9 protein-coding genes and 1 tRNA gene are annotated in these 11273 nt (G+C 65.4%); 6 read left to right on the plus strand and 4 right to left on the minus strand.

Annotation, left to right across the window (positions count from 1 at the left end; all coding sequences use genetic code 11):
* Positions 1-124 precede the first annotated feature (124 nt).
* The gene (locus G9E11_RS01125) at positions 125-616 is read left to right on the plus strand and encodes a DoxX family protein (protein ID WP_190602207.1); all 492 of its coding nucleotides are present in this window, start codon (positions 125-127) and stop codon (positions 614-616) included.
* Between the two features lie 93 nt (positions 617-709).
* Here the strand turns inward: G9E11_RS01125 and G9E11_RS20740 are convergent, their stop codons facing one another.
* The 4 genes from G9E11_RS20740 to G9E11_RS01140 all read right to left on the minus strand — a co-directional run bounded on the left by G9E11_RS20740 (position 710) and on the right by G9E11_RS01140 (position 3579).
* Positions 710-853 (minus strand): hypothetical protein, encoded by a 144-nt coding sequence (locus G9E11_RS20740; protein ID WP_194717740.1) that lies wholly within the window; start codon positions 851-853, stop codon positions 710-712.
* Positions 854-1050: 197 nt separating this feature from the next.
* Positions 1051-1126: transfer RNA gene (locus tag G9E11_RS01130), tRNA-Lys, on the minus strand.
* Between the two features lie 115 nt (positions 1127-1241).
* Positions 1242-2483: a PQQ-dependent sugar dehydrogenase gene (locus tag G9E11_RS01135; RefSeq protein WP_190602209.1), complete on the minus strand. Its 1242-nt coding sequence runs from the start codon at positions 2481-2483 to the stop codon at positions 1242-1244.
* 40 nt (positions 2484-2523) lie between these two features.
* On the minus strand, positions 2524-3579 hold the full coding sequence (locus G9E11_RS01140) for a sunset domain-containing protein (protein WP_246468631.1): 1056 nt from the start codon (positions 3577-3579) through the stop codon (positions 2524-2526).
* 225 nt (positions 3580-3804) lie between these two features.
* On the opposite strand from G9E11_RS01140, the gene ilvD reads away from it, so the two are divergent.
* The 5 genes from ilvD to serA all read left to right on the plus strand — a co-directional run bounded on the left by ilvD (position 3805) and on the right by serA (position 11156).
* Positions 3805-5526, plus strand: a complete 1722-nt coding sequence (ilvD, locus tag G9E11_RS01145) for a dihydroxy-acid dehydratase (RefSeq protein WP_190602213.1) — start codon at positions 3805-3807, stop codon at positions 5524-5526.
* Positions 5527-5919: 393 nt separating this feature from the next.
* Complete coding sequence (locus tag G9E11_RS01150) at positions 5920-7821, plus strand: acetolactate synthase large subunit (RefSeq protein WP_190602216.1); 1902 nt, start codon at positions 5920-5922, stop codon at positions 7819-7821.
* A gap of 2 nt (positions 7822-7823) precedes the next feature.
* Positions 7824-8336, plus strand: a complete 513-nt coding sequence (gene ilvN, locus G9E11_RS01155; RefSeq protein ID WP_190602218.1) for an acetolactate synthase small subunit — start codon at positions 7824-7826, stop codon at positions 8334-8336.
* A gap of 87 nt (positions 8337-8423) precedes the next feature.
* On the plus strand, positions 8424-9449 hold the full coding sequence (ilvC, locus tag G9E11_RS01160; RefSeq protein ID WP_190602221.1) for a ketol-acid reductoisomerase: 1026 nt from the start codon (positions 8424-8426) through the stop codon (positions 9447-9449).
* Positions 9450-9566: 117 nt separating this feature from the next.
* On the plus strand, positions 9567-11156 hold the full coding sequence (gene serA / locus G9E11_RS01165; protein WP_190602223.1) for a phosphoglycerate dehydrogenase: 1590 nt from the start codon (positions 9567-9569) through the stop codon (positions 11154-11156).
* Positions 11157-11273 lie beyond the last annotated feature (117 nt).

Here is an 11273-nt window from a genome sequence, read left to right on the forward strand (position 1 = left end):
GCCCGGCGCCTGCGGGGACCCGCACTGCGCCTGCGTGCCAAAGGAAAACATAAGGGCCCTCCCATAGCCTCCCTGCATCCAATAAGCGGGGAGGCGGCTGCCCCAATGTCAGGGAGGGAACACGATGAAAACTTTGCTGCGCGGGGGTGGGCTTCTGGTGCGTCTTGGGGGTGCTGCCGATGCCCGCCTCGTCCAGGTGCTGCGCCCAGCGGCGTTGTCCTCGCTGCGTATTCTGCTTGGCGTCCTGTTCATATGGTTCGGTGCGCTGAAAGTGGCAGGCGTATCGCCGGTTGCGGGTATGGTCGCCGGGACCCTGCCCTGGGCTGATCCGCGCGTGGTGGTGCCTGTTCTCGGCGCAGTTGAAGTGCTGCTCGGCGCGGCGCTCGTTACCGGGGTTGCCCTTCGCCTGGCCCTCCCCGTCCTGGCCGTGCACCTGTGTGGAACGTTCCTGACCTTCCTGATGCTGCCCGGGCTGATGTTTTCCGACGGTGACCCTCTGCTCCTGACGGAGGACGGTGAGTTCGTCATGAAGAACCTGGTCCTCATCGGCGCGACGCTGGCCTTGATTGCCCATGTTCCCGCCAGGAGCGTAACCGGGGCGAATCACGGCAGCTGAGGACGCCTGCCGGGGCGGCCGCTCAGAATTAGGTCCGGCTGCTCGTCGCCCGGGTACGCCCCTGCGCCCCTCGGGGCGCAGGGGTTCGGCTCGTCAGTACTGGATCGTCTCGGTTCTGCCGGTGCGCAGGGACAGCGTTACCGCTTCGGCGATGGCCTGGGCCTTCAAACCATCCTCGAGTGACGGCGTGACGGCTGAACCGCCGTCGGCCGCTTTGCCGCTCTCCAACGCGGCCACAAAGTGGGCAAGGGCCGCGGCATAGGTCGGCTGGACCCGCCGGAGGCATCTGGTCAGCAGCGCGCTGCAGGTCAGGGGATCCTCGGGCAGCGCGCCGGACTAGGTTCCTCCGCTGGCGCGCCGGGGAGCCTGAGGCCAGGCCGAGGGAACGAGAAAGCCCCGCCTTCAGGCTTGTGGCCTGGAAGGCGGGGCTTCGGTGGTGCACCCCCCGGGACTTGAACCCGGAACCCATTGATTAAGAGTCAATTGCTCTGCCAATTGAGCTAGAGGTGCATCTGCTGTTTCGTTCCTCCGAGGGCTTTTATTTCCCTCGTTGACCTCCGCAACGACATGAAACTCTACACGAACTTTTGGCTGGTGTGAAATCGGGGTGGGCCGGAGGTGCCGCTTAGCCCGGAATCCGCAAAATCAGCGCGAAATCAGGGTTTTGGTTGTTACTGAGAGCCCATAACTCTCCGTTTGGGGCCAGCGAAACGTTCCTGATCCGCCCGAACTGCCCCGTGAAATAGCCCACAGGATTGCCGGCGTTTTCGCCCTTGAGCGGGACAGCCCAGAGGCGCTCGCCCCTCAGCGCGCCAAGGTAGGCCGTGCTGCCGACAATCTCGAGTCCGCTGGGGGAGGAGTCTGCGGTGGACGGCCAGACAATCTTGGCGTCGATGAAGCCGTCGCGGTGGGGTGCTCCAGTGACTTCCGGCCAGCCGTAGTTTCCTCCGGGCTGGATCAGGTTGAGTTCGTCATTGACGTCGGGTCCGAACTCGCTGGCCCAAAGCCGCCCCTGGCTGTCCCATGCCAGGCCCTGCACGTTCCGGTGGCCAAGGCTGTAGACAGGATTGTCCGGGAAGGGATTGCCGGGCGCGGGGGCGCCGTCCTTGGTGATCCGCAGGATCTTGCCGCCCAGCGCGTTCCGGTCCTGAGGCTGCTCCCGCCGCTGCGAGTCTCCCGTGCCGACGTAGAGGAACCCGTCCGGGCCAAAGCGGATCCTGCCGCCGTTGTGGGTGGAGGCCTTGGACATGCCGGAGAAGATCACCTCCGGCTCACCCAAGCGGAAGCCCACACCGCCGGCTGCCGCGCTGCCTTCCAGGCGCATGCGGGCAATCCGGTTGTCATCCGCCGCCGTGAAGTAGGCGTAGAGATAGCGGTCAGAGGCGAAGCCGGGCGACAGTGCGAGGCCCAGCAATCCGCCCTCACCGCCGGGAACGACGCCGGGGACGGCCCCGATGGTGCTGACCTTGCCGTCCCGGACCGATCTGACCAGGGCGGAATCGCGTTCGGAGATGACGGCCGTGCCGTCCGGTAGGAACACCGTCGACCAGGGAATCTGCAGGCCTTCGATCCTGGTCCGCACTTCCGGTGCCCGCGGCGGTGTCGGAGCCGCGCTGGAAGCGGCCCCTGCACTCTTATCCGGGATACCCGTTCCCGGTGTGCCGGAGCCGGGGGCGGATGTCGCGGGAGCCCTGTTGGCCGCGGAGCGGGTGCTGCCCGGGGCAGGCTGACCGCCGTCGCCGGTGCAGCCGGACAGGGACAACGCCAGGGCCAGGGGCAATGCGAGGGCGGAATACGTCCGCGCCGTCACGGCCGGGGGCGTGGCGGCGGCAGCCGTTGCGGGTTTCCCGGGGTGCTTGCGTGCCATACGCCTACTCCGTCCGCAATCTGCCGCCGCCGCGTGGGCGTTAGCGCCGGGACCGCCGAGGCGCCCGGAACCCGGCAGCCTCGGCGTGGGCCGGGGACTGGAACCAGACTTCCGCCCGGGCGTCCTCGTAGCCGGCACTGTCTTCGTCGTAATAGGTCATGGCGCTCACATCGCCCTTGACGGCGTATCCGTCCGGGGCGCTGCCGTCTGCGGCGGGCGCGGCCGATCCCTCGCCATACGGCTGGTCCCCTGCCGCTGCTGCACTCACATCGGCGACCCGTTCACGGTGGATGGGCTGTTCGCCGAAACCACGTTCGGCGCCGAAGCCCTGTTCCAGGTGATGCGGCTGGGGTTCGCGGTGATGCGGCAGGGCCTCGTGGCTGGCTCCGGCTTCCGTGGCGGCGGAGGACTGGATCCGCTGCCGGGTTTCGGCCTCGGCGTCCATCGATTCGGCTGCCGCGGATTCCGCGCCCGGCAGGGTGGGAGCATGCGGGTCCGTGTACTCCGCGTGATGCGTCGGGGCTGCGGGCTCTTGTGCTGCGGGCTGGGTGGGCCTGCCTGCCGCGGCACTGCCTGGTTCTGCACTGACTGTTTCTGCACTGACTGTTTCTGCGCTGCCGGCATCCGACCACTGGGCATCCCATTCGGCCTTATCTTGGTCGTCGTCCCAGTCGTCAACATCTCCTCCGGCGGACCGCGCCGGGGAGGGGCGGGCGGTGGCGGCTTCCCAGGATTCGATGTCCGGTTCCAAGTCCTCGGGGTCCGGGCGCGTGGACGCAGGGGCGGGCTGGCCGACCAGCGGCGCGGCTTCCGCAGCCGCCGGCCCGGCGTCCGGTTCCGCGTCTGGCTCCGCCAGGCGCCCTGTTTCCGGTACGGTCCGGGTGGTGGCTGGCGGAGGCCCCGCCGCCGCTGCTGCGGCGGAAAGGGCCGACGGCGTCTCTTGCGTTCCGGTTGGCGCTGCGGGAGAGGCTCCGGCACGGGGCGCCGCCTGTTCCGTCCTTGCCGCGTCGGCTGACGTTCCCGAGTTCCGGTTCAGCAGCCACCAGACAACGGCAATGATCAAAACGATGACAAGGACCCAGATAATCCACTCCATAGCAAAGCCTTTCATCCGTCACACGTGGTTGCCGTTGCTTGACGGTACGTCGCTGTCAATAGGGCTGTCTAGGCTTGTCAACGCCAGTGGGGGAGAGGGCACGCAGCCCTCGCGTCCCAAAATGTGAGACGTGAGTCCACCATTTGATCGGAATTTTCCGGAAATTGGGCCAAAACGGCCACTTCCGGTCGTTGGCGGCCTTGCAGGAGTCATAGACTTTGACCCATGAGTGAGGACACCCAGATCGCAACCGATAACAAGCCTGACATCAAGCCCCGGAGCCGGGTTGTCACGGACGGCATTCACGCAGCTCCGGCCCGTGGAATGTTCCGGGCCGTGGGAATGGGCGACGACGACTTCGCCAAGCCCCAGATCGGCGTCGCGAGCTCCTGGAATGAAATCACTCCCTGCAACCTCTCCCTGAACCGGCTGGCCCAGGGCGCCAAGGAAGGCGTCCACGCCGGCGGCGGCTTTCCGATGCAGTTCGGCACCATCTCCGTGTCCGACGGGATCTCCATGGGCCACGAGGGCATGCACTTCTCCCTGGTTTCCCGCGAAGTCATCGCCGACTCGGTGGAGACCGTCATGCAGGCGGAGCGCATCGACGGCTCCGTGCTGTTGGCCGGCTGCGACAAGTCGCTCCCGGGCATGCTCATGGCCGCTGCGCGCCTGGACCTCGCCAGCGTATTCCTCTACGCCGGCTCCATCATGCCGGGCTGGGTCAAGCTGGAGGACGGCTCCGAGAAGGAAGTCACCCTGATCGACGCCTTCGAAGCCGTCGGTGCGTGCGCCGCGGGCAAGATGAGCATGGAAGACCTCACCCGCATCGAGAAAGCCATCTGCCCCGGTGAGGGCGCCTGTGGCGGCATGTACACCGCGAACACCATGGCCTGCATCGGCGAGGCCCTGGGCATGTCCCTGCCCGGCTCCGCAGCCCCGCCCTCGGCAGACCGCCGTCGTGACGAATTCGCCCGCAAGTCCGGCGAAGCCGTTGTCAACCTGCTCCGCCACGGCATCACGGCTCGCGACATCATGACGAAGAAGGCCTTCGAAAACGCCATCGCCGTCACCATGGCCTTCGGCGGGTCCACCAACGCCGTCCTGCACCTGCTGGCGATCGCCCGCGAGGCAGAGGTCGAACTGACCCTGGACGACTTCAACCGCATTGGCGACAAGATCCCGCACCTGGGTGATCTGAAACCGTTCGGCCGCTACGTCATGACAGACGTCGACAAGATCGGCGGCGTCCCGGTGATCATGAAGGCACTGCTCGACGCCGGCCTGCTGCACGGCGACTGCCTGACCGTCACGGGCAAGACGGTTGCGGAAAACCTCGAGGCCATCAACCCGCCGGACGTCGACGGCAAGATCCTCCGCGCGCTGGACAACCCCATCCACAAGACCGGCGGCATCACCATTCTGCACGGCTCCATGGCTCCCGAAGGTGCCGTCGTGAAGAGCGCCGGCTTCGACGCCGACGTCTTCGAGGGCACTGCGCGCGTCTTTGAACGCGAGCAAGGCGCTCTGGACGCGCTCGACAACGGCGCCATCCACAAGGGCGACGTCGTGGTGATCCGCTACGAAGGCCCCAAGGGCGGTCCGGGCATGCGCGAGATGCTCGCCATCACCGGCGCCATCAAGGGTGCAGGCCTGGGCAAGGATGTCCTGCTGCTCACCGACGGCCGCTTCTCCGGCGGTACCACCGGCCTCTGCATTGGCCACGTTGCCCCCGAGGCGGTCGACGGCGGCCCCATCGCCTTCGTCAAGGATGGCGACCGGATCCGCGTGGACATCGCCGCCCGCAGCTTCGACCTGCTCGTAGACGACGCAGAACTCGAATCCCGCAGGGAAGGCTGGGCGCCGCTGCCGGCCAGGTACACCAAGGGTGTGCTGGCCAAGTACGCCAAGCTGGTACACAGCGCCTCCACCGGCGCCTATTGCGGGTGATGCCTTCCCGTTGCAGGAGGCGCTGAGCGCCTCCTGCAACGGGCCCCTCGGCATCACCCTTATTAAGCCCTGCCGCCCCCAGGGGGCGGGTGCAGTTCGATCCCTAGGGAAGGATCAATTAGTGGACAATGATGTCCACATGGTGAGATGGCCTGCCGCTTCGTTGACACGCTATCCACCAGAGGGAAAACTGAACGCATGATCTTCGTTACCGTCGGCACCGTCGTCGTACTTACCAAGCGCGTGGCTCCATAGCCCGACTGGTAACGAACTGTCACGCGCAACCCCTCGAAAAGCCACCAGGCTGAGGGGTTTTTTTATTTTCCGGGCGGGACGGAACGTTCAGTTTTCCCTAGCACCACACCAATTCAAGATCCACTAAGGAAGAGTTCGATGAGCAAAGGATCGCCCATCAGCCCCTCGCTGATGGCTTCAAAGTCCGCTGGAGCCGCCAAGGCTCCGGACCGCGTCGACAAGCCGGCTGAGGCCGGGGTCGACATTGCTGCAGCCGCCTCTCCTGTCCTTGGGCCGAACAACGTCGTACCCCCGACGGTGATGACCGGCTCAGAAGCAATTGTCCGTTCGCTCGAAGAACTCGGTGTCGACGACATTTTCGGTTTGCCCGGTGGCGCGATCCTGCCCACCTACGACCCCTTGATGGCCTCCAAAATGAACCACGTTCTGGTCCGTCACGAACAGGGAGCCGGCCACGCCGCGCAAGGCTACGCCATGGTTACCGGGCGGGTGGGCGTCTGCATCGCCACCTCGGGCCCGGGTGCCACCAACCTCGTCACCGCCATCATGGATGCCCACATGGACTCTGTTCCGCTCGTGGCCATCACCGGCCAGGTCTCCAGCGGAGTGATCGGCACCGATGCCTTCCAGGAAGCCGACATCGTGGGCATCACCATGCCCATCACCAAGCACTCGTTCCTGGTGACGGACCCCAACGACATTCCCCACGTCATGGCCGAGGCCTTCCACCTCGCCTCGACCGGACGTCCGGGCCCGGTCCTGGTTGACATCGCCAAGGACGCCCAGCAGGGACAGATGACGTTCTCCTGGCCGCCCAAGATCGACCTGCCGGGCTACCGCCCCGTGGTCCGCGGCCACAACAAGCAGGTCCGTGAGGCCGCCAAGCTGATCTCTGCCGCCAGCAAGCCCGTGCTGTACGTGGGCGGCGGTGTGGTCAAGGCCCACGCCGCGGCTGAACTGCGCGAGCTGGCCGAACTGACCGGCGCGCCGGTGGTCACGACGCTCATGGCCCGCGGTGTCTTCCCGGATTCGCACCCGCAGCACGTGGGCATGCCCGGCATGCACGGCACGGTTTCGGCTGTTACCGCCCTGCAGCAAGCGGACCTGCTGGTGACCCTGGGCGCGCGCTTTGACGACCGCGTCACCGGTGTCCTGAAGACCTTCGCGCCCAACGCCAAGGTCATCCACGCCGACATCGACCCCGCGGAAATCTCCAAGAACCGCACGGCCGACGTTCCCATCGTGGGTTCCGTGAAGGAGATCATTCCGGAACTGACGGAAGCCGTCCGGACCCAGTTCGGCGCCTCCGGAACCCCGGACCTGGCCAACTGGTGGGCCTTCCTGAACAACCTGAAGGACACCTACCCGCTGGGCTGGACCGAACCCGAGGACGGCCTGACTGCACCGCAGCGGGTCATCGAGCGGATCGGCGCCCTGACCGGCCCCGAGGGCATCTACGTTGCCGGTGTGGGACAGCACCAGATGTGGGCTGCGCAGTTCATCAAGTACGAGCGTCCGCATGCCTGGCTGAACTCCGGCGGTGCCGGCACCATGGGCTACGCCGTTCCGGCCGCCATGGGCGCCAAGGTTGGCGAGCCGGACCGTGTGGTCTGGGCCATCGACGGCGACGGCTGCTTCCAGATGACCAACCAGGAACTGGCTACCTGCGCCATCAACAACATCCCCATCAAGGTTGCTGTCATCAACAACTCCTCGCTGGGCATGGTGCGCCAGTGGCAGACCCTCTTCTACGAAGGCCGCTACTCCAACACGGACCTGAACACCGGCCACGAGACCATCCGCATCCCCGACTTCGTCAAACTAGGCGAGGCCTACGGCTGCGCCTCCTTCCGGTGCGAGCGGGCCGAGGACATCGACGCAACAATCCAGAAGGCGCTGGAAATCAATGACCGCCCCGTGGTCATCGACTTCGTGGTCAGCCCCGACTCCATGGTGTGGCCGATGGTGCCCGCCGGGGTCAGCAACGACCAGATCCAGGTTGCCCGCAACATGACCCCCGAATGGGAAGAGGAGGACTGATCATGAGCCGCCACACACTGTCCGTTCTGGTCGAAGACAAGCCCGGTGTGCTGACCCGCGTGGCCAGCCTTTTCGCCCGCCGCGCCTTCAACATCAATTCCCTGGCCGTCGGCCCGACGGAAGTTCCGGGCATCTCCCGGATGACCGTCGTCGTCAACGCCGACGGTGACCTGATCGAACAGGTCACCAAGCAGTTGAACAAGCTGATCAACGTGATCAAGATTGTTGAACTGACTTCCGAATCTTCCGTACAGCGCGACCACATCCTGGTCAAGGTACGTGCGGATGCCGCAACTCGTCTGCAGGTGACCCAGGCTGCAGACCTGTTCCGCGCTTCAGTGGTCGACGTCTCCACCGACTCGGTGGTCATTGAAGCAACTGGCCACCCCGAAAAGCTCACGGCACTGCTCTCAGTGCTGGAGCCCTTCGGTATCCGCGAAATTGTGCAGTCCGGCACCTTGGCCGTTGGACGGGGATCCCGCTCCATGAGTGATCGGGCCCTGCGCTCCGCCTAGAGTTCAGCTGAGGCGCTGTGCAGCGCCTGGAAACGCAGCACCACAGACATACATCTACAAGAAATCCACTCAAGAGGAGTTACGCAAGTGACTGAAATGTTTTACGACGACGACGCAGACCTGTCGATCATTCAGGGCCGCAAGGTAGCCATTGTCGGCTATGGCTCCCAGGGCCACGCCCACGCGCAGAACCTGCGCGATTCCGGCGTCGAGGTTGTCATCGCGCTCAAGGAAGGCTCCAAGTCCATCGCCAAGGCCGAGGACGCAGGCTTCACGGTCAAGAACGTTGCTGACGCCGCCGAATGGGCCGACGTCATCATGATCCTGGCGCCCGACCAGCACCAGCGCTCGATCTTCAACGACTCCATCAAGGACAAGCTGACCCCGGGCAAGGCCCTCGCCTTCGCGCACGGTTTCAACATCCGCTTCGGCTACATCGAGGCACCGGAAGGCGTCGACGTCATCCTTATCGCCCCGAAGGCCCCGGGCCACACGGTCCGCCGCGAATTCGAAGCCGGCCGTGGCATCCCGGACATCATCGCCGTGGAGCAGGACGCTTCCGGTTCCGCCTGGGACCTGGCCAAGTCCTACGCCAAGGCCATCGGCGGCACCCGCGCCGGCGTCATCAAGACCACCTTCACCGAAGAGACCGAAACCGACCTCTTCGGTGAGCAGGCTGTCCTGTGCGGCGGCGTGTCCCAGCTGGTCCAGTACGGCTTCGAGACCCTGACTGAAGCCGGCTACCAGCCGCAGATCGCCTACTTCGAGGTGCTGCACGAGCTCAAGCTCATCGTTGACCTCATGTGGGAAGGCGGCATCGCCAAGCAGCGCTGGAGCGTTTCCGACACCGCCGAGTACGGCGACTACGTCTCCGGCCCGCGCGTCATCACCCCTGAGGTGAAGGAAAACATGAAGGCCGTCCTCGCGGACGTCCAGTCCGGTGCCTTCGCCAAGCGCTTCATCGAAGACCAGGACAACGGCGGTGTCGAGTTCAAGGAACTGCGTGCCAAGGCTGAGTCCCACCCGATCGAGGGCGTTGGCCGCGAGCTGCGCTCCCTGTTCTCCTGGCAGCAGCAGGACGAGGACTACGTGGAAGGCTCTGCAGCCCGCTAAGGCTGAGCCCTTCAAGGCATGGCAGTGAGGCCGGGTTCACACTTAACAATGTGAGCCCGGCCTTTCCGTACGCCTAGACTTTATGTACCCCCAGGACTTCAACGCAGAGGATCAGCTGTGTCAAAACCCGTAGTATTGCTTGCCGAAGAACTTTCGCCCGCCACCATCGAGGCCCTTGGCCCGGATTTTGAAATCCGCCAGACGGACGGCGCCGATCGTTCCCAGCTGCTCTCTGCCATCGAGGACGTTGACGCAATCCTGGTCCGCTCCGCCACGAAGGTGGACGCCGAGGCCATTGCCGCCGCGAAGAACCTGAAGGTCATCGCCCGCGCAGGCGTCGGCCTGGACAACGTGGACATCAAGGCTGCCACCCAGGCCGGTGTCATGGTGGTCAACGCCCCGACGTCGAACATCGTTTCCGCCGCGGAACTGACCGTTGGCCACATCCTGAGCCTGGCCCGCCACATCCCGCAGGCCAGCGCCGCCCTGAAGGACGGCGAGTGGAAGCGCTCCAAGTACACCGGCATCGAACTCTTCGAGAAGAAGATCGGCATCATCGGCCTGGGCCGCATCGGCGCCCTGGTCGCTGCCCGCCTTCAAGGCTTCGACACCGAGATCCTCGCGTTCGACCCCTACATCACCTCGGCCCGGGCCGCCCAGCTCGGCGTGAAGCTCGTCACCCTGGACGAGCTGCTGGCGCAGTCTGACTTCATTACCATCCACATGCCAAAGACGCCGGAAACGGTCGGCATGCTCGGCGCCGAAGCCTTCAAGAAAATGAAGAGCACGGCTTACGTGGTCAACGTGGCCCGCGGCGGCCTCGTGGACGAGGAAGCCCTCTACACCGCGCTGCAGGACCGCCAGATTGCCGGTGCAGCCGTGGACGTGTTCGTCCAGGAGCCCAGCACCGACCTGCCGTTCTTCAAGCTGGACAATGTTGTAGTCACCCCTCACCTGGGCGCGTCAACCGACGAGGCACAGGAAAAGGCCGGCGTCTCCGTCGCGAAGTCAGTCCGCCTCGCCCTCGCAGGGGAACTGGTTCCGGACGCCGTGAACGTTGCCGGCGGCCTGATCGCCCCCGACGTCCGCCCGGGCATCCCGCTGATCGAGAAGCTGGGCCGCATCTTCACGGCGCTGACCCACGCCTCGGTGACCCAGATCGACGTCGAGGTTTCCGGCGAAATCGCCGCGCTTGACGTCAAGGTCCTGGAGCTCGCCGCCCTCAAGGGGGTCTTCGCCGACGTCGTCACCGAGCAGGTGTCCTACGTCAACGCCCCCGTGATCGCTGAGCAGCGCGGCATTAACGTCCGCCTCATCACCACCCCTGAGGCCGAGGACTACCGCAACGTACTGACGCTGCGCGGCGCCCTGAGCGACGGTGCCCAGATCTCCGTGTCCGGCACCCTGACCGGACCCAAGCAGGTGCAGAAGCTCGTCGGCGTGAACGGCTACGACGTCGAGATCCCCATCAGTGAGCACCTCGTGGTGGTCTCCTACGCTGACCGTCCCGGCGTCATCGGCACCATCGGCCACATCCTGGGCATGAACAACATCAACATCGGTGGCATGCAGGTGGCACGGAACGCGGAGGGCGGCCAGGTCCTGGCCCTGCTCACCATCGACAGCTCCGTCCCGCAGCAGGTGCTGGACGCCATCAAGGCCGGGATCGGTGCCGAGATGGTGCGCGAAGTGGACCTCGAGGACTAGTCCGAGGAACACCGGCCGGCAACGGCCAGGTCCCCCAACGCGGGGTGAACTCCTTGTCCCCTGGAGTCCACTCCGGCCAAGTATGATTGGCCGGTCTGCTTACAATAGCTAGGTTCG

Origin of the sequence: Arthrobacter ipis (assembly GCF_014694315.1) — a bacterium.
Classification (GTDB): domain Bacteria; phylum Actinomycetota; class Actinomycetes; order Actinomycetales; family Micrococcaceae; genus Arthrobacter; species Arthrobacter ipis.

Bases quoted from the DNA above. Each gene is read 5' to 3' on its own strand.
- ilvD (WP_190602213.1), top strand. From the start codon at position 3,805: ATGAGTGAGGACACCCAGATCGCAACCGATAACAAGCCTGACATCAAG.
- G9E11_RS01125 (WP_190602207.1), top strand. From the start codon at position 125: ATGAAAACTTTGCTGCGCGGGGGTGGGCTTCTGGTGCGTCTTGGGGGT.
- G9E11_RS01140 (WP_246468631.1), bottom strand. From the start codon at position 3,579: ATGGAGTGGATTATCTGGGTCCTTGTCATCGTTTTGATCATTGCCGTT.
- G9E11_RS01135 (WP_190602209.1), bottom strand. From the start codon at position 2,483: ATGGCACGCAAGCACCCCGGGAAACCCGCAACGGCTGCCGCCGCCACG.
- G9E11_RS01150 (WP_190602216.1), top strand. From the start codon at position 5,920: ATGAGCAAAGGATCGCCCATCAGCCCCTCGCTGATGGCTTCAAAGTCC.
- ilvN (WP_190602218.1), top strand. From the start codon at position 7,824: ATGAGCCGCCACACACTGTCCGTTCTGGTCGAAGACAAGCCCGGTGTG.